Below are 17,847 nucleotides of genomic sequence, written 5' to 3'. Positions count from 1 at the left end.
ATAACCCGGTTTCCGAAGTGCTGAGTCTGAATGAATCAAGGATTGAAAAAAGTGAAACGCGTTTTGCAGAGCTTTCTCTGCGCATTAGCTTGCTACGTCAACGTGCCGGGCTCTCCCGCGCTTGCTGCGCCACAAGTCCTAAAGGAAATCCCGGCAAGCTTGCTGGGTGACGCGTCGCGCCAAAACGTGTTTGTGCTGACGGGGGATGCGGATGAGGCTTTCCACCGATTGCTGATCGCGCCGGTGCAAGCGCGCAATGAGGAGATATTGCTCGATACGTCCAAGGCACTGCCTCTGATCAAGAGTCAGTACTCGTCTGATCTTCTGGATGGTTTTAGTGTCCGGGTTCTCAAAGGTCAGTCTGGTGCCATGACGGTTGTTAATGCACAGGATGAAGAGGTTCTGGTTAAGCAGCGGTTCGTTGAGGCAGGGGACTACATTGCGCTGGTGACCAACGAGGAAGCTAACGCGGTTTACAACTTCAATCTGTTGTTCGCGTTCAATAGAAACTCAAAGCAGTTTGAGCTGAAAGATGTGCTGCTGGTGACCAACAACGACTCCTGTGATCGATCGCTTGTCAGCGTAGCGGAGCTGCCCGCAGAGACATTCAGCTCAGTCACTCTTGCTTCTTTTGATGGGTTCGAAGCCCTTCAAAAATTGCAGGCAGCACTCGTTGGTGCTCCTCAGGGCGGTTATAAAAAACTGATGACCGTCGATTCGGCTGACCTGCTGGATATGGCGTTGGCAGCCTTCCGAAAGGGTGATAACAGTTCCTTCAAGGATGTGATGGGTTATGCATTGATGGGTGGTGGCGCGCATGACACTTGCTCTCCGGAAAGCTATATCGTCGGAAAGTACTACTATCCGCAGCGCCCTGGCTGGTCCAACGATCTCGGCTTTCTACTGGGCGAGGCGGGTTACCACGCTGAGTCCATTGAGCTGCTGAATGCGGTGATTGCGAACAATCCAGAGCGGACGGTTGCTTACCTGAATCTCGCTGATAGCTATTGGGCTGTGAACGATAAAGAGCGAGCGGTGGCGGCATACAAGCAATATGCATCGAGAATGTCTGGTGCGGGAAAAGCTTCGAAGATTCCTTCGCGGGTGGCTGAACGTAGCGCTGGAGTACCCGAATCATGATCAAACTCAAAACACTCTTTGAGCTGGTCGCAGTTGCTTCATTGGCTGCTTTGTCAGTTCCTGCGCACGCCCAGGAAGTCTGCAACCCCGACAGCTTTACCAATCGCGATTTGATCATTTGCGGTCAGCAGACTTTCGAGAAAGTCGATGCCTTGTTGAATGAGTACTACAAGAAAGCGCTGGCCAGTTTGGCGCCAGCCGACAAGAAACAACTGACCGATGTGCAGAAGAAGTGGGTGCGCTTCAAAGAGGCTTATTGCGAGGATATCTATCAATCCGCTGTGCCCGGCGCAGAGGCGCCCATCGAAAGGCTTGGGTGTCTGGTGCAAACAACCAATGCCCGGTTGGGTGAGTTGGTTTCTCTACAGACTGGCGTGCCAATTGATGGTTTTTACAAAGCTGCATCCGTCATGGCTGGGGAGAATCGGGAAAAAGGGTTGGTGGCCTCTATGGAGCGATTGGGAGGGGCTGATTTCGACGATCCGCTTTGGAGGCAATACTCTGATGGGCACTGTGAAATGAGCGAACGTGTGTTCCGGGAAGACTTCGCTTCTTGCGCTGTGCGAATGCGCTTTCAGCTGCCTCTGAACCGATCGAATTGAAATCAATGCAAGTGTTGTTTGTTGCGCTGCTGTTTCTCTTTCCTCTGGCGGCTCACAGTGAGGTCACAACGGAGGTTTATTGCTTCCGCTCGCAAGAGGGTAAAAGCATCAATTTCGAATTCAGAACCTATTACGACTCCGTCTCCAAATGGAGCGGCGCGGGGGTTAGGTATAGCAAGTCGAAGAAGGCCATTTCTCTAGTCCATCGAAGCACCGAGCAAGAAATCCTGGCAGAGGATCGGCCCTATGAATTCACGACAACTTGGGTGGAAGTTTCCGAGGGTGCCCTGACGGGTGAGTATGAGATGGTCAGTCAGGGGGCTCGGATCTATGGGATGACCTATACGAATTACAAATCCGGGAAGAAGTATTCGTTTGAGCAAGATATCAGTATGGACTCGCCACCCGAGACAGGCTGCCAGTGGTGAGCCAGGGGTCATCAAGAAAGGGGACTTAACGTCCCCTTTCTCTTTCCGCGATTTCGCTACGTCTTCGCCCGATGCTCCGCCGGATTCGGCGAATCAATGTGATCCAGCGCTCGCTCCACCAACAACCGGACCCCATCCGCCAATCTGCTGAGCGCCAAGGCTAAGGAGCGCCTTGCACCGTCCACGTCGTCGGCCAGGTTGGCGGCGATGGCGCTGATGGACTTCAGGTCTTCGGAGGCGTTGGCCAGGAGAGCTTCGGTGTCGGCTTGATCATAGATGTAGCTTCCTGGAATTAAGAGGCTGACACCGTTTCGCTTTGCACTTCGAAGAGGTGGCAGCTGTGCGTTGGTGTGCAAGACCGGTCCAGGTGCCCGGCAGACCCGAAGGTCTCCGACGCACAGCCGCCATAACGATCAGCGAGCATAGGAAAACGCTCGATGAATTGCTATCAACGATTATGCACCTGAACCGGACTTGCACGTCCGAGTCACCGATTTTGCGGTGACGAACAGAGGTTATCGATGAGGGACCAAGCTGCCTAGTTCATGGACAGCCCGGCGTTTTGAAGGAAATGTCCGATAAGTTTGAGGGCATCAAGATCAAAAGATCGCAGCCTTCGGCAGCTCCTACAGGAATGTGTTTCTTCAGGTGTAGGGCGGGTGTTGGGTGTGACGCGGAGCGTCATGGGATGCGTTCCTACGCGGGAGCGTAGGAACGATCAAGGTGGAAGCGGGGAAAGCGTGACTTGGTGGTCATCATGCTGGAAAAGCGGTTCATCTTCTTCTAACGCAACCCGACGGTGGCGTTCTCGCTTGAAGCCGCTACACTGCGCCAGCCGTTCACTTTTCTCTTGAGGCTGTGCGCATGAAATTTCGTTTTCTTCTGTGGATGCTGGGTTTGTTGATGGGTAAGGCCAGTCGGACTAATCCTGCGTTTCAGCAGCAGTTGGGTGACAAGGCATTGGTGTTTCAGCTACAGACCCTGGACGGGAAAGTGGCGCGGCATTTCTTTGTGAAGGATCAGCGCATTACCAGTAAGTCGGGTGTGTATGCCGAGCCGGCGTTTGCGATTGCCTTTAAAGACGCGGCGTATGGCTTTGCCACGATGCAGGCGAAGAACAAGCAGCTGGCGTTTATGACGGGGATTCAGGACAAGTCGATTCAGATCAAGGGCAACCCGGCGCTGGTGATCTGGTTTCAGGGGTTGACCAAGTATTTGAAGCCGCGGAAGGCGAAGGCTAAGGCTTGAGTTTCGCGTGATGCGGTGACGCGGAGCGTCACGGGATGCATTCCCACGCAGAGCGTGGGAGCGATCAGTGGGGTCAGGTAGACCGAGGTGGACTCATCGCGAGCAGGCTCGCTCCCACAGGATTTAGGTGATCTCTGTGGGAGCGTGGCTTGCCCGCGATGTTTTTAGGCTTGGCTGAATTGCGAAGCCAGTTCGCGCAACAGGACTTCTGCCTCAAGCACTTTGCTGACGACGTCGTTGGCTTTGTCGCGAGTCAAGCCAACACGCTCCAGCAATGCATCGGGGATGTCTTCGTCCGGGCCGGAGCCGATGCCGCGGCTGCGCAGCAGGCGCACGGCCAGGCAGACGAGGTTCGGGTATTCGGCGTAGTCGCCGTCGTAGCTTGGGTCGTGCTGGAAGCGCAGGGCGGTGGCCAGTTCGTCGGGCATGTCCCAGAAGCGCATCAGCCATGAGCCGATTTGTTCACGGCTGATGCCCAGCAGGTGTTGTTCCACGTAGCTGTGGCACAGGTGCGGGTTGACTTCCAGGTGGCGGCAGATCAGCGAGAAGTGCGGCGGAAACACGTGGGCCAGCAGCAGGTAACCGAAGTTGTGCAGCAGGCCGGCGAGGTAGGTCAGGCCTGCTTCCGGGCGCTGGGCGCGGGGCATGGCGCGGGTCAGGCCTTCGATGACGGCGGCGGTGTAGATCGATTGCTGCCAGTACGGCGTGGTGTGTTGCGGGTGGTCTTTGGGCAGGCTCAGGGTTTTGCCCAGGGCCAGGCCCAGCGCCAGGTTGATCACCAGGTCGAAACCCAATACCCGCACGATGGCGTCTTCCACTGAACGAATCTTGCCCGGCGAGGCGTAGTACGGCGACGCTGCCCAACTGACGACTTGTGCGGCCAGGGCCGGGTCGGTTTCGACCACGCCGGTGATGTCGTCGATGGTGGCATTGGGGTCGACCCGCAGTTTGATGATTTTCTGCGCGGTTTCGGCCAGCGGCGGAATCTCGATGGTTTCTTCCAGGCGCTGCTGGATGCGCCGTGCGGTGAACGCTTGCACGGCCTGGGTGATTTCCTCGCGGTCATCGTCGGGGCGATCGAGGTTTGGACGGATGCGGTTCACGGCTTCGCCGAAATTGCCGGCGCTGGCCTTGGTGAGCATGGCTTTGAAATCGTCGCTGGAGATTTCCAGCAGCACGCCCGGCTCGCCCGAGTTGATCAGCAACGTCGGTTCGCGCAGCAGGCTTTCTTCATACAGGCACGGCGAACTGGTGAGCGCCGGCAGGCCGGGCAGCAGGCTCAGGCTGTGTTTGCCGAGCATTTTTACCAGGCGTTCGGTGGATACAGCAGTCAACCGGCGGCCGGTGAGTTCGGCGAGGCGGTTGAGGTCCAGCAATTGGCTCTGGGGGAACAGCACCATGAGCGCGCCGACCGCATCGTCGAGCAAGACCGCCTGCACTTTACGCGCGGCGTTCAGGCCGTGATGGTCGAGGACTTCTTTGTAGGCGATGCCCAGCTTGCCGAGCAGCAGCCGAATAACAGACGGAGCGTGCGGGGTTTCGGGGGCGAGGGCAGCTTCTGTCATGGTCTGTATCCGTTTGCAAACAATTGCAGGAGTATAACCAGCTTGATTAACGCCAGGGTCCAGAAACTGCGACAGTGCTCACACTTGGCCGTATTGCTGCCCATGGCGTAGCCAGCGGTCGAGCAGCGGGCTGACGTGATCCGGCCAGCGCTCGAGCAAAGCCTGGGCGGCGTCGCGCACGGCGGGCAGCAAGTCGGCGTCGCGCATCAGGTCCGCGACCTTGAATTGCAGCAGGCCGGTCTGCCGTGTGCCGAGCATTTCGCCGGGGCCACGCAGTTCGAGGTCTTTTTCGGCGATGACAAAACCGTCGTTGGTTTCGCGCATGATGCCCAGGCGCTGACGGCCGATCTGCGACAGCGGCGGATGGTAGAGCAGCACGCAATGGCTGACGGCGCTGCCCCGACCGACACGGCCACGCAGTTGGTGCAGCTGCGCGAGGCCGAGGCGTTCGGGGTTTTCGATGATCATCAGGCTGGCGTTGGGCACGTCGACGCCGACTTCGATCACGGTGGTGGCGACCAGCAGTTGCAGGTTGCCGGCCTTGAACTCGGCCATCACCGCAGCTTTCTCGGCGGGCTTCATGCGGCCGTGGATCAAACCGACTTTCAACTCGCCGAGGGCGGCGGTGAGGTCTTCAAAAGTGGTTTCGGCGGCCTGGCAGGTCAGCTCTTCAGACTCTTCGATCAGCGTGCACACCCAATAAGCCTGTCGCCCTTCGGCACAAGCGCCGCGCACCCGTTCGATCACTTCGACGCGACGGGTGTCGGTGACCAGCACCGTGTTTACGGGCGTACGGCCGGGTGGCAGCTCGTCGAGGATCGAGGTGTCGAGGTCGGCGTAGGCGCTCATGGCCAGCGTCCGGGGGATCGGCGTGGCGGTCATGATCAGCTGGTGTGGACACATCCGCCCGCCGACGCCTTTCTGTCGCAATGCCAGGCGCTGCTGCACGCCGAAGCGGTGCTGTTCGTCGATGATCGCCAGCGCCAGGTTTTTGAACTGCACCTCTTCCTGAAACAGCGCGTGGGTGCCGACCACCATTGGCGTACCGTTGGCGATTTGCTCCAGTGCGGCGACGCGGTTTTTGCCCTTGAGCTTGCCGGCCAGCCACGCGACTTCGATGCCCAGCGGTTCGAGCCAGCGCTTGAAGGTGATGAAATGCTGCTCGGCGAGAATCTCTGTGGGCGCCATCAATGCGACCTGATAACCGGCCTCTAGCGCTTGCAGTGCGGCGAGGGCAGCGACCACGGTTTTGCCGGCGCCGACGTCGCCCTGGATCAGCCGCAACATCGGCTCGTGCTGACTGAGGTCGTAAGCGATTTCGTTGCCGACCCGTTGTTGGGCGCCCGTTGGGGTGAAGCCGAGGTTGGCCAAATACTGTTGTGGCAGCTTGGTGGCTTTTGGCATCGATGGCGCGCGCAGGGCACGCATGCTTTCGCGAAGGCGCTGCTGGGATAGTTGATGGGTCAGCAGTTCTTCGAAGGCCAAACGGTGTTGGGCCCAGTGATGACCGAGGGCGAGCTCATCGACATCGGCATCGGCGGGCGGGTGATGCAGGTAGCGGATCGCATCGGCCAGCGGCGCCAGTTGATAGTCCCGGGCCAGTTCTTTAGGTAGCCAGTCGGGCAGGCTGCTGGGGCCAAGCAGGGTCAGGGTTTGCATGCACAACTGGCGCAAGCGCTGTTGAGTCAGGCCTTCGGTGAGCGGGTAAACCGGGGTCAGGGTTTCATCCACTGGCGGCGGCTCGTCGCCGGTGATGGCGCGGTATTCCGGGTGGTAGATCTCCAGCCCCGACGCACCGGGCCGCGCTTCGCCGTAGCAGCGAATGCGCGTGCCGCGTTTGAGGCCTTCTTTCTGGGCGTTGCTGAAATGGTAGAAGCGCAGGCTGAGCCCGCCGGTGCCATCTTGCAGACGGACAACCAGGCTACGGCGCCGGCCCATGACCACGTCGGCGCCGCTGACGGTGCCTTCGATCACCGCATCCTGACCCGGTCGCAAATGGCCGATCGGGACCACGCGGGTGCGGTCCTGATAACGCAGCGGCAGGTGGAACAGCACGTCCTGGAGATTCTCCAGGCCGACCTTGGCCAGTTTCTCGGCCATGGCTTCGCCGACACCCTTGAGTGCCGTCACCGACACTTGCGACAACTCGGTCATGGCAGCGACTTAACCGGCCACCACCGGCGCTGGCGGCTTGGCCACCGAGCACAGGCGAATGGAGTCGGCGAGGATTTCAATCGCCTTCGGCCGCGGAAAGCTCGCGCGCCAAGCGATGGCCACGGTGCGAAACGGCACCGGCGCGCTCAGTGGACGCACTTCGATCACGCCTGGGGCGTAGTGATGGCTGTCGACTGCCGACAGCGGCAGGATCGAAATGCCCAGGCCGGAGGCGACCATGTGGCGAATGGTTTCCAGCGAGCTGGATTCCACCGTGGTGTGCTTGGCGCCGTCGTTGCCTTTGGCCAGGGTCGGGCAGGCTTCCAGCACTTGATCACGGAAGCAGTGGCCTTCGCCGAGCAGCAGCAGGCTCTTGTCGTTGAGCAGAGCGGCGTCGATGGATTCTTTTTGGGTCCACGGGTGCTGGGCCGGCATCAGGACGTAGAACGGCTCGTCGTAGAGCTGCAAGGTCAGCACGTCGGCTTCGTTGAACGGCAGGGCGATGATGATCGCGTCGAGCTCACCGTTGCGCAGTTTGTCGCGCAGCACGTGGGTGAAGTTTTCTTCGATGTACAACGGCATCTGCGGGGCGACCCGGTGCAGTTGTGGAATCAAGTGCGGAAACAGGTACGGGCCGACGGTGTAGATCGCGCCGACTTTCAGCGGGGCGGTCAACTGGTTCTTGCCGGCCTGGGCCAGTTCGCGGATGCCTTGGGCCTGTTCCAGGACTTTCTGCGCCTGGGCGACAATGCCTTCGCCGACCGGAGTCAGGCGCACGGCGCTCTTGCTGCGCTCGAAAATCAGCACACCGAGTTCGTCTTCAAGCTTTTTCACGCCCACCGACAGGGTCGGTTGGCTGACGTGGCAACGCTCGGCCGCGTGGCCGAAGTGCTGCTCTTGGGCGAGGGTAACGATGTAGCGTAATTCTGTCAGAGTCATAGCAAGCGTCCATGAAGTTGCGGGCCAAGCATACCGGCTGCAATCGATAGACGCACGTTATCAGACTGAGTGGGTTGAGTGACACTGGGCAATGCAGGTTTGCCGTTGCCAGATATGCAAAAGGCACCTTTCGGTGCCTTCTATAGGTTGTTACATAACCCTGTGGGAGCGAGCCTGCTCGCGATGGCGGTTTAACAGTCAATGAGGATGTTGAATGCTATGGCCTCATCGCGAGCAGGCTCGCTCCCACATTGGTTCGGCAATGTCTTAACGACGGCGTTCCAGCGAGTAAACAAACGGTGCAACGATTTCGATGGAGCCGTTGTTCAGCATATCGGCCGGTGGTTTGGGCAGCGGCTGTGCGCGGCGGATCATTTCCAGGGTGGCCCGGTCCAGATCGGCGTTGCCGGAGCGGCCCACCAGTTCGAACGACAACACGTTCCCTTCGGCATCCACCACGAAGCGCAGACGGTTCAAGCCTTCCTTGCCCCGCTGCTGTGCACTGGCCGGGTACTTTTTGTACTTGGCCAAGTGCGCGAGCAGGGTGCCTTGCCAGCTGGCCTTGGCCGCTTGCTGCGCGGGCGATGGGCCGGGTGCCGGCTGAGCGGATTTCTCCGTCGGTGCCTGGGTCGGTTGCGCGTCGCTCGGTTTTTCCTCGGAAGGTTTCTCCTTCGGCGGTTCCGGCTTTTTCTCCACAGGCTTGGGCGGTTGAGGCTTGGGCTTGGGCTTGACCGGTTTCGGTACGGCGATCTCGGCCTTCGGCGCTTCAGCCAATTTCGGTATCGGCAGTTCTTCCACCGGGGCCGGTGGCTGTGGCGGCGTGATCACTTTCGGCGGTGCGGGCGGTGGCGGGGCCGGAACCGGCGCCAGCTCGACCATCATCGCTTGCGGCGGCAGCTCGATCGGCGGGCGCGACGTCCAGTTCAGCGCCAGCGCAATGGCCAGCGCATGAACGCCCAGCACCACGGCCAGGCTCCCGCTGTAACGCGTCAGCTTTTGGCGCGTGTTGATCATTTCTTGGCTGCCGTCTCGAGTCCGACCAGGCCGACCTTCAGGTAGCCGGCGGCGCGCAGGGCGTCCATCACGCTCATCAGGTCGCCGTAGTCCACGCCTTTATCGGCCTGGAAGAAGATCGTCGTGTCTTTCTTGCCCTGGGTCTTGGCGTCGAGTGTGGCACCGAGGGTCTCGGCCTTCACTTCGTCTTCGCCGAGGAACAGGCGCTGGTCAGCTTTTACGCTGAGGAACACCGGTTTCTCTGGCCGCGGCGCCGGTTTGGCGGTAGAGGCGGGCAGGTCGACCTTGATGTCCACGGTGGCCAGCGGCGCCGCCACCATGAAGATGATCAACAACACCAGCATCACGTCGATGAACGGCGTGACGTTGATTTCGTGGTTCTCGGCCAGATCGTCGTCTGCGCCTTCTTTCAAATGCAGGCCCATGGCCGATTACCCCACTTTCACCATGTGCGGTTGCGAGCTGCGCTGCTCGGTCGGCAGGTGGTCGAGATCACGGCTGACCAGCAGCAGGACTTCTGCCGAGGCGTCGGACACTTGTGCCTTGTAACCGGCGATGGAGCGGGCGAAGACGTTGTAGATGACCACTGCAGGAATCGCTGCAACCAGGCCCAGCGCGGTTGCCAGCAAGGCTTCGGCGATGCCGGGAGCCACGACGGCGAGGTTGGTGGTCTGGGTTTTGGCGATGCCGATGAAGCTGTTCATGATGCCCCACACGGTACCGAACAGGCCGACGAACGGCGCGGTGGAACCGATGGTGGCGAGTACGCCGGTGCCGCTGCTCATGTTGCGACCGCAGGCAGCGACAAGGCGCTCCAGGCGGAAGCTCACGCGCTCCTTGATGCCTTCCTTCTCGCGGCTGTTGGCCGACAGGCGCATTTCTTCCAGCGCGTCGTGAACCAGCAGGTTGGCGAGGGTGCCTTCCTTGGCTGCCGTTGCGCTGGCTTCTTTAAGGGTGGCGGCTTTCTTCAGGTGGACGATTTCAGTGCGCAGACGACGCTTGGCGCCCATCAGCTCGAAGCCCTTGGCGATCCAGATGGTCCAGGTGATGATCGAGGCGATGGCCAGGCCGATCATCACGATCTTCACGATGATGTCGGCGTTCTGGTACATGCCCCACGGCGACAAGTCATGGGCCATGCCCAGCGTATTGTCGGCTTCGAGGACTTCCGGCACGTCAGCGGCGTCTATGGCCTGGACCGGATCGGTCGCGGCAGGTGTCACGGCAGGCGCGGCGGGTGTTTGAGCGGCAGCAGGCTGGGTGGCCGGCGCTTGTGCATCGGCGAAGGCGGCGGTCGGCGCCAGCATCAGGCTGAGCAGCAGGGCGGCCACCGCGCTCCAGGCGCGAGGTCGTTTGGTTGGCGAAGCGGGGAATTGATTGGGTGTCATGCTGGCCGGACCTGAAAGGAAAAAAACGGTAAATGTTCTTCCAGGCCTCGTGAGGCCGAGAACAAAAGTGGCAGGCATTATTGCAAGTAATTCTTGTTAACAAAAGTAATAGAGTATCTTTTTTTCCTTCATTGCTAGCCGCGTGTCCTTTGCCGACGCTAGTCTGTAGCTTTCCGATAGGAGTTTTCTGATGTCCGCGCCTTCTGTTTTGATCGCCGGCTGCGGTGATGTCGGCAGTCGTCTGGCTACGCAATTGCTGGCTTGTGGGTGGGAGGTTCACGGCTTGCGGCGTGATGTCTCACGCCTGCCACAGGGCGTGATTGGCGTTGCCGGCGACTTGTTCAGTAAAGACTGCCCGGCGACTTGGCCAGTCGGTGCGGTGGATTACCTGGTGTATTGCGCGGCTGCCACCGATCACGATGAGGCGGGTTACCGCGCCGCTTATGTGCAGGGTTTGCAGCACGTGCTGGAATGGCTGAACGACTATGGGCAAGTACCCAATCGACTGCTGTTCGTTTCCAGCAGCAGCGTTTACGGCCAGCAGGATGGCGAGTGGGTCGATGAAACATCGCCGACGGTGGCGGGCGGTTACTCGGGTCGTTTGATGCTCGAAGCTGAGCAGGTGGCGCTCGATAGCGGCATCCCGGCCAGTCTCGTGCGCCTGACCGGTATTTATGGTCCGGGTCGAGAGAGGCTGCTGACCCAAGTCCGCCGCGGCTATCGCGTGGCGATCGATCCACCGTTGTACGCCAACCGCATTCATGTCGATGATGCGGCGGGATTGCTGGCGTTTCTGCTTGAGGCGGATCGACGCGGGATGGCGCTGGATGATTGCTATATCGGCGTCGACGATGCGCCAGCACCACTGGCAGAAGTGGTGGGCTGGCTACGAGAGTATTTAGGCGTGACCGAATGGGATGACGACGCGAGCGTGCGGCGCACTGGCAGCAAGCGCTGCAGCAATGCGCGGGCCAAAGCCTTGGGCTGGACACCGATGTACCCCAGTTACCGCGAAGGTTATGCCGCGATACTTGCTCAGGGGCGTTGAACTGAGCGCGCCTCTAAACAACAGGCGCCTGCGGGCGCCTTTGTTTTTGGGTCATTGTTTTACCAGCAGCCACTGGCGTGGGCCGGGGGTGAAGTGGGGGATTTCGTCTGGCCGGGATTGATTGATTGCCTGGAAAATCTCCAGTCGCTTGCCTTTGCGAACGAAAATCCATGTGTCACTCAGGTCGTCCATGCCCAGATACAAGGTGTCATTGCCTGCGCCTTGGCTGGCGCAATCACCGTCCAGGCATAACTCGTATCGATCGGTTCCCGGTAACCCTGAAACATGGCCATCTTCCGTAAACTCGACCCGCTGGCCTGCTCCGTGACTGTCGATGATTTTCCACTGCCCGCCCATATAGGCAGCGTTCAAGGCGCTCCGGAAGGTATCAACCCACCCTGTTTTCGTTTTGGCGGTCTTGCTGGGGCGACTGAACACCTGCTGGGGGACGTACTCCTTGGCCAGTTGAGTCAGTTGCTTGCCATCCAGGCGCAGCTCGTCAGTGCCGTAGCCGTTGTAGTCGACGGTCCAGGCATTGGGTGACGTTTGCAGCAGTTGGCCTTCGCCCCTCTCAAAACCGCTGCTCACTTGCGCCTTGCCGGTGTGGGTGTTGATGTCCCATTCCAGATTCCGGCCATGAGTGTTTAAGGATTCATGTAAAGACTGGCCTTGGGCCGCTGCATCGATGGCCGCCTGATTGATCCAGATACCGCTGATATCCGTTTCTGCGGGCATAGAGGTGCAGCCGCCCAGCAGCAACAGGCTTAGGATAAGTAGTTGGCGCATGATCAATCCTTGAGCAGGAGGCAAAGAATTCGACGGTGCAGGCTAAAGAAAAAGGAGCCCGTAGGCTCCTGTATTCTGTATCACTGTTTTTCCAGCAACCACTTACGATCACCCGGCGTAAACGAAGGCATCTCGTCCGCCAGTGCGGTATTCACCGTCTGGAAAATCTCCAGTTCCTTGCCCTTGCGCGCAAAGATCCAGGTATTGCCTTGGCCGTTCACCTGCAGCCAGATGTTGTCGTTGCCGCCGCTCATCGACGCGCAATCGCCCGCCAGGCACAGGGCATAACGATCAGCACCGGGCAGGCCGGCGACCTGGCCATCGGCCTGGAATTGCACGGTGTTGCCTTCGCCGGGGCCGCTGACGATTTTCCAGCTGCCGCCCATATAAGCCGAATACAGCGCTCGCTCGAAACTCGCGCCAATCGGTGCGCCTTCGGGTACCGGGACCGATGCACGGTCGAAGACTTGCTCCGGCTCGTTGTCGTTGGCGGCCTGGCTCAGTTGCTTGCCATCACGCTTCAGCTCGCTGGCGGAGCTGCCATAAAAGTCGACTTTCCACGCGCCGGACTCTTCGCCCAGCAGCTTGCCTTCGACGTTTTCAAAACCATTGGTGTAGCGGGCCTGACCGGCTCGGGTGTTGACGTCCCATTCCAGGTTCGGGCCATAGGCCTGGAGCGCTTCCCGCAGGGGGCCGCCCTTGGATGCAGCATCGATCGCCGACTGATTGATCCAGGTGCCGCTGATATCACGATCGGCAGGATCGCTGGCACAACCGCCCAAGAGAAGGGCGACCAGCGAGAGAGCTAGCGCTTGGCGCATGGTGGAATCCTTTCAAAACAAGATCGGCGCAGCCTTTAGCGGGCTGCGCCGCACGTTTACTCGATGACCAGAATGGCATCCATTTCAACCTGCGAACCCTTTGGCAGGGCTGCTACGCCGATGGCGGCGCGGGCTGGGTAAGGTTGCTCGAAGTACTTGCCCATGATCTCGTTGACCTTGGCGAAGTGGCTCAGGTCGGTGAGGAAGATGTTCAGTTTGACGATGTCCTTGAACGAACCACCGGCCGCTTCAGCCACGGCTTTGAGGTTCTCGAACACCTGGACGGTCTGGGCTTCGAAGCCTTCAACCAGTTCCATGGTTTTTGGGTCCAGAGGAATCTGACCCGACATGTAAACGGTGTTGCCAGCCTTGATCGCCTGGGAATAAGTACCGATGGCGGCCGGGGCCTTGTCGCTGTTGATAACGGTCTTGGTCATGTATGACTCCTTGTGAAGGGTGGGCTACGCGCGCATGCGGGTGATGCGAATCACCCCGGTCAGGGCGCGCAGTTTCTTGATCACGCGGGCCAGGTGCACGCGGTCGTGCACACTGACCACCAGTTGGACCACGCTGATACGACCGTCGCGTTCGTCCATGCTGATTTTTTCGATATTGCCGTCGGCCGCGTTGACGCTGCTGGCCAGCAGGGCGATCAGGCCGCGCTGGTGTTCCAGTTCGACGCGCAGCTCGACATTGAATTCGCCGGTGACATCCTTGGCCCACGAGAGCTGGATGCATTTTTCCGGGTTGTGGCGGATTTCGCTGATGTTGCGGCAGTTGTCCAGGTGCACCACCATGCCTTTACCGGCGGACAGGTGACCGACAATCGGGTCTCCCGGGATCGGCGTGCAGCACTTGGCATAACTGAGCACCAGACCTTCGGTGCCACGAATCGCCAGCGGACCTTCCGGGCTTGGCAATTGCTCGCCTTCGCCGAGCAGGCGACGGGCGACCACGTAAGCCATGCGATTGCCCAGGCCAATGTCTTCGAGCAGGTCTTCGATCAGTTCGAGGCGGTATTCGTGGAGCATCAACTGCACGCGCTCGGCCGGGACTTTTTCCAGGGAGCTGTCGAAGCCGTTGAGCACCTTGTTCAGCAGGCGTTCGCCGAGGCTGATGGACTCGGAACGGCGTTGCAGTTTCAGCGCATGGCGGATATGAGTCCGCGCCTTGCCGGTGACCACGAAGTTGAGCCATGCAGGGTTCGGCCGCGCGCCGGGGGCGCTGACGATCTCGACCGTGGAGCCGCTTTGCAGCGGTTCGGACAGTGGTGCGAGACGACGATTGATCCGACAGGCAATGCAGCTGTTGCCCACGTCGGTGTGCACCGCGTAAGCGAAGTCGACCGCCGTGGAGCCTTTGGGCAGCTCCATGATCCGGCCTTTGGGCGTGAACACGTAGACCTCGTCCGGGAACAGGTCGATCTTCACGCTCTCGATGAATTCCAGCGAGTTGCCGGCCCGTTGCTGCATTTCCAGCACGCCTTTGACCCACTGACGGGCGCGGGCGTGAGTGCTTTTGGGCTGTTCGTCGCCGCTGGATTTGTACAGCCAATGGGCGGCGATGCCGTTGTTGGCCATCTCTTCCATTTCACGGGTGCGGATCTGAATCTCGATCGGTACACCGTGCATGCCGAACAGCGTGGTGTGCAGCGACTGGTAGCCGTTGGCCTTGGGGATCGCGATGTAATCCTTGAAGCGCCCCGGCAACGGTTTGTACAAATTGTGTACGGCGCCTAGCACGCGGTAGCAGGTATCGACCTTGTCGACGATGATCCGGAACGCGTAGACGTCCATGATCTCGTTGAAGGCCCGACGCTTGCCGCGCATTTTCTTGTAGATGCCGTAGAGGTGTTTCTGACGACCGCTGACCTCGCCCTGAATGCCGTCGATGGCCAGGCAGTGGCTGAGAGATTCTTCGATCTTGTTGACGATTTCCTTGCGGTTGCCCCGGGCGCGTTTGACCGCCTGGTTGATCCGTGCGGAACGCATCGGGTGCATGGCCTTGAAGCCGAGGTCTTCGAATTCTATGCGGATGGCGTGCATACCCAGCCGGTTGGCGATGGGCGCATAGATTTCCAGGGTTTCCTTGGCGATCCGCCGGCGCTTTTCGCCGGACAATACTTCCAGGGTCCGCATGTTGTGCAGGCGGTCGGCCAGCTTGACCAGGATCACGCGAATATCGCGCGCCATGGCCATGGCCATTTTCTGGAAATTTTCGGCCTGGGCTTCGGCTTTGGTTTCGAAGTTCATCTGGGTCAGTTTACTGACCCCGTCGACCAGTTCGGCCACGGTTTCGCCGAACTGCGCTTGCAGCGCTTCCTTGGCAATACCGGTGTCTTCGATCACGTCATGCAGCATGGCCGCCATCAGGCTCTGATGGTCCATATGCATGTCGGCAAGAATATTCGCAACCGCGAGTGGGTGCGTGACGTACGCCTCACCGCTGCGGCGGCGTTGGCCATCGTGGGCTTGTTCGGCGTAGAAGTACGCTCGGCGGACCAGGTTGACCTGGTCCTTGCCGAGGTAGGTCGATAAGCGATCGGCGAGGGCGTCTATGCTCGGCATGATAATTCCTGCCGTTCGTTGTGACCCCGCGCCGTGCTACGTCGACCAGGCATGGACTTATACTGCCTCGTTGGACTCGTCCTCGAACGCTGCGAACAGCGGTTCGTCTTCGACGATTTCTGCGTTGGCGATGAACTCGTAGCTCATCAGGCCTTCAGCGATTTCACGCAACGCTACAACAGTAGGCTTGTCGTTTTCCCACTGGACCAGGGGCTCTTTGCCGCCGGTGGCCAGTTGACGGGCACGCTTGGTGGACAGCATGACCAGCTCAAAACGGTTTTCCACGTGGTTCAGGCAGTCTTCAACGGTTACGCGGGCCATGGTATTCCTCGGAGCGAATGCAATATGCGCGCTGCCCGGGTGGGCGAGCGGACTCAACAGTTTAAAAAATCACCAGCGATTAGGGAAGCGCTGATTTTTTGACCAGACTCTTCAACGCGCTATAAGTGCCAATGTAAAGCCCTTGCAGCGGTTTTGGGAAGAGCTGTTTAGCCGAGCAATTCAGCCAATAATTTGCCATGACGCTGCTGCTGACGCTTCTGATGCAGCTGATTGGCGCGGAAAATCGCCTTCAGATCGTCCAGTGCGTGGGCGAAATCGTCGTTGATAATCAGGTAGTCGTAGTCGACGTAGTGGCTCATCTCGCTGACGGCTTCACGCATCCGGCCTTCGATGACCTCGTTGCTGTCCTGGCCGCGATTGTTCAGGCGCTGACGCAAGGCTTCCAGGGATGGCGGCAGAATGAAGATCGAGCGGGCCTGGGGCATCAACTTGCGCACCTGTTCGGCACCCTGCCAGTCGATTTCCAGAATCAGGTCGTGGCCTTCGTCCAGGGTTTGCTGCAGGTGGCTTTGCGAGGTGCCATAGAGATTGCCGAACACTTCGGCGCGCTCGAGGAAATCCCCGTGCTCGATCATCTTCACGAACTCGCTGCGTTCGACGAAGTGATAGTTCACGCCGTTCACTTCACCGGGGCGCATGGCGCGGGTGGTGTGGGAGACCGAGACACGGATCTCCTGGTCGGCGTCGGTCAGAGCCTTGACCAGACTGCTCTTGCCCGCGCCCGAAGGGGCGGAAATGATGTACAGGGTGCCGGTGCTGTGGGTCATGTCGGGTTTGCCTTACTCAATATTCTGCACTTGTTCGCGCATCTGCTCGATCAACACTTTGAGGTTGACCGCCGCTTGGGTGCTGCGCGGGTCGAAGGCTTTGGAGCCCAGTGTGTTGGCTTCGCGGTTGAGTTCCTGCATCAGGAAGTCCAGGCGCCGACCGGCAGCGCCGCCGGACTTGAGCACCCGGCGAACTTCAATGATGTGAGTGCTCAGGCGATCCAGTTCTTCGGCGACGTCGCTCTTTTGCGCGAGCATGACCATTTCCTGTTCCAGTCGCTGCGGGTCGAGGTCGGCCTTCATGTCGGTAAAGCGGTCGAGAACTTTCTGGCGTTGGGTGGCCAGCATCTGCGGGACCAGCTCACGCAGGATCACCACATCCCCTTCAATAGAGGTCAGGCGCTCGTCGATCAATCGCGCCAGCTCAGTGCCTTCGCGCTCGCGACCGGCCTTGAGTTCTTTCAGGCCCTGATGGAACAGCGCCAAGGCTTCGGCATTCAGCGCTTGCGGGTCGGCGGCGTCGGCCACCAATACGCCGGGCCAGGCCAGGACTTCCAGCGGGTTCAGTGCGGCGGGGTTCTTGATCAGGCTGGCGACCGTCTCGGCGGCAGCGACCAGTTGCGCGGCGCGCTCGCGGTCCACTTGCAGCGGTTTGCCGGTGCTTTCTTCGGTAAAGCGCAGGGTGCATTCGAGCTTGCCCCGGGACAGTTCCTGGCGCAGGGCTTCGCGGACCGCGCCTTCGAGGTCGCGGAAAGATTCCGGCAGACGCAGGTGGGGTTCCAGGTAGCGGCTGTTGACCGAGCGCAATTCCCAGCTCAGGGTGCCCTGGACACCGGCTTTCTCTACGCGGGCGAAGGCGGTCATGCTGTGCACCATGGAGGTACCTCGCAATGCAGGTCGGCGCGTAACCCATGGTTGCGCGGACCCGCTATCTGTGAATTAAAGCCGACAGGCAGCAAAGGCGCAGGATTGTAGCGCAGTGGGGCGGATGCGCCCAAACACACGCTGTGACAAAGAGCTGCAGGCCGTCGGCTAAGC

Annotated in this window: 19 protein-coding genes; 5 read left to right on the top strand and 14 right to left on the bottom strand. The window is 59.8% G+C overall.

The genetic code is table 11. The annotated features are described in order from the left end of the window. The first annotated feature begins 30 nt into the window (after positions 1-30). From ACZ89R_RS17425 to ACZ89R_RS17415, 3 genes are read left to right on the top strand one after another with little or no spacing between them, the layout of a single operon-like run. A complete protein-coding gene (locus ACZ89R_RS17425; RefSeq protein ID WP_429545119.1) occupies positions 31-1,140 on the top strand; it encodes a tetratricopeptide repeat protein in 1,110 nt (369 codons plus the stop codon). Beyond that, a complete protein-coding gene (locus tag ACZ89R_RS17420) occupies positions 1,137-1,742 on the top strand; it encodes a lysozyme inhibitor LprI family protein (RefSeq protein ID WP_429545120.1) in 606 nt (201 codons plus the stop codon). Before ACZ89R_RS17425 ends, ACZ89R_RS17420 begins: the two co-directional genes overlap by 4 nt. A 5-nt stretch (positions 1,743-1,747) precedes the next feature. Then, positions 1,748-2,170, top strand: coding sequence for a hypothetical protein (locus ACZ89R_RS17415; protein WP_429545121.1), 423 nt, complete (start codon positions 1,748-1,750; stop codon positions 2,168-2,170). Positions 2,171-2,226: 56 nt separating this feature from the next. On the opposite strand, the gene ACZ89R_RS17410 is transcribed toward ACZ89R_RS17415, so the two are convergent. Then, on the bottom strand, positions 2,227-2,526 hold the full coding sequence (locus ACZ89R_RS17410; protein ID WP_429545122.1) for a DUF6124 family protein: 300 nt from the start codon (positions 2,524-2,526) through the stop codon (positions 2,227-2,229). A 508-nt stretch (positions 2,527-3,034) separates the two neighbouring features. Between ACZ89R_RS17410 and ACZ89R_RS17405 the strand changes: the two genes are divergently transcribed. Beyond that, positions 3,035-3,418, top strand: a complete 384-nt coding sequence (locus ACZ89R_RS17405) for a hypothetical protein (RefSeq protein WP_008073421.1) — start codon at positions 3,035-3,037, stop codon at positions 3,416-3,418. 164 nt (positions 3,419-3,582) lie between these two features. Here ACZ89R_RS17405 and ACZ89R_RS17400 read toward each other — a convergent pair whose 3' ends face one another. The 6 genes from ACZ89R_RS17400 to exbB all read right to left on the bottom strand — a co-directional run bounded on the left by ACZ89R_RS17400 (position 3,583) and on the right by exbB (position 10,478). Further along, the gene (locus tag ACZ89R_RS17400) at positions 3,583-4,983 is read right to left on the bottom strand and encodes an aminoacyl-tRNA deacylase and HDOD domain-containing protein (RefSeq protein WP_429545123.1); all 1,401 of its coding nucleotides are present in this window, start codon (positions 4,981-4,983) and stop codon (positions 3,583-3,585) included. A 78-nt stretch (positions 4,984-5,061) separates the two neighbouring features. After that, positions 5,062-7,137 carry an ATP-dependent DNA helicase RecG gene (gene recG, locus ACZ89R_RS17395; protein ID WP_429545124.1) on the bottom strand — a complete coding sequence of 692 codons (2,076 nt, stop codon included), beginning with the start codon at positions 7,135-7,137 and terminating at the stop codon, positions 5,062-5,064. Between the two features lie 9 nt (positions 7,138-7,146). Continuing rightward, entirely contained in the window at positions 7,147-8,076 is a 930-nt protein-coding gene (locus tag ACZ89R_RS17390; protein WP_008007618.1) for a hydrogen peroxide-inducible genes activator, read from the bottom strand. A 267-nt stretch (positions 8,077-8,343) separates the two neighbouring features. Next, positions 8,344-9,090 (bottom strand): energy transducer TonB family protein, encoded by a 747-nt coding sequence (locus ACZ89R_RS17385; protein ID WP_007894649.1) that lies wholly within the window; start codon positions 9,088-9,090, stop codon positions 8,344-8,346. Then, on the bottom strand, positions 9,087-9,515 hold the full coding sequence (exbD, locus tag ACZ89R_RS17380) for a TonB system transport protein ExbD (protein WP_007894651.1): 429 nt from the start codon (positions 9,513-9,515) through the stop codon (positions 9,087-9,089). The genes ACZ89R_RS17385 and exbD overlap by 4 nt, the downstream gene beginning before the upstream one ends. Before the next feature lie 6 nt (positions 9,516-9,521). Then, a complete protein-coding gene (gene exbB / locus ACZ89R_RS17375) occupies positions 9,522-10,478 on the bottom strand; it encodes a tonB-system energizer ExbB (protein WP_008073416.1) in 957 nt (318 codons plus the stop codon). A 190-nt stretch (positions 10,479-10,668) separates the two neighbouring features. On the opposite strand from exbB, the gene ACZ89R_RS17370 reads away from it, so the two are divergent. Continuing rightward, positions 10,669-11,526, top strand: coding sequence for an SDR family oxidoreductase (locus ACZ89R_RS17370; protein ID WP_429545125.1), 858 nt, complete (start codon positions 10,669-10,671; stop codon positions 11,524-11,526). Positions 11,527-11,577: 51 nt separating this feature from the next. Here the strand turns inward: ACZ89R_RS17370 and ACZ89R_RS17365 are convergent, their stop codons facing one another. The 7 genes from ACZ89R_RS17365 to ACZ89R_RS17335 form a co-directional block, all read right to left on the bottom strand. Further along, positions 11,578-12,312 (bottom strand): hypothetical protein, encoded by a 735-nt coding sequence (locus ACZ89R_RS17365; protein ID WP_429545126.1) that lies wholly within the window; start codon positions 12,310-12,312, stop codon positions 11,578-11,580. 80 nt (positions 12,313-12,392) lie between these two features. Next, positions 12,393-13,133: a hypothetical protein gene (locus ACZ89R_RS17360; protein WP_123499443.1), complete on the bottom strand. Its 741-nt coding sequence runs from the start codon at positions 13,131-13,133 to the stop codon at positions 12,393-12,395. 56 nt (positions 13,134-13,189) lie between these two features. Beyond that, on the bottom strand, positions 13,190-13,570 hold the full coding sequence (locus ACZ89R_RS17355; protein ID WP_095633622.1) for a RidA family protein: 381 nt from the start codon (positions 13,568-13,570) through the stop codon (positions 13,190-13,192). Positions 13,571-13,594: 24 nt separating this feature from the next. Continuing rightward, positions 13,595-15,700: a bifunctional GTP diphosphokinase/guanosine-3',5'-bis pyrophosphate 3'-pyrophosphohydrolase gene (spoT, locus tag ACZ89R_RS17350; protein ID WP_123499445.1), complete on the bottom strand. Its 2,106-nt coding sequence runs from the start codon at positions 15,698-15,700 to the stop codon at positions 13,595-13,597. A 57-nt stretch (positions 15,701-15,757) separates the two neighbouring features. Beyond that, a complete protein-coding gene (gene rpoZ / locus ACZ89R_RS17345; RefSeq protein WP_007894670.1) occupies positions 15,758-16,021 on the bottom strand; it encodes a DNA-directed RNA polymerase subunit omega in 264 nt (87 codons plus the stop codon). Between the two features lie 167 nt (positions 16,022-16,188). Next, positions 16,189-16,809 carry a guanylate kinase gene (gmk, locus tag ACZ89R_RS17340; RefSeq protein WP_429545127.1) on the bottom strand — a complete coding sequence of 207 codons (621 nt, stop codon included), beginning with the start codon at positions 16,807-16,809 and terminating at the stop codon, positions 16,189-16,191. Between the two features lie 12 nt (positions 16,810-16,821). Then, the gene (locus tag ACZ89R_RS17335; RefSeq protein WP_123499449.1) at positions 16,822-17,685 is read right to left on the bottom strand and encodes a YicC/YloC family endoribonuclease; all 864 of its coding nucleotides are present in this window, start codon (positions 17,683-17,685) and stop codon (positions 16,822-16,824) included. Positions 17,686-17,847 lie beyond the last annotated feature (162 nt).

The sequence above is a fragment of the Pseudomonas sp. TE3728 genome (assembly GCF_056279145.1).
This window is presented reverse-complemented; position numbering and strand designations above follow the sequence as displayed.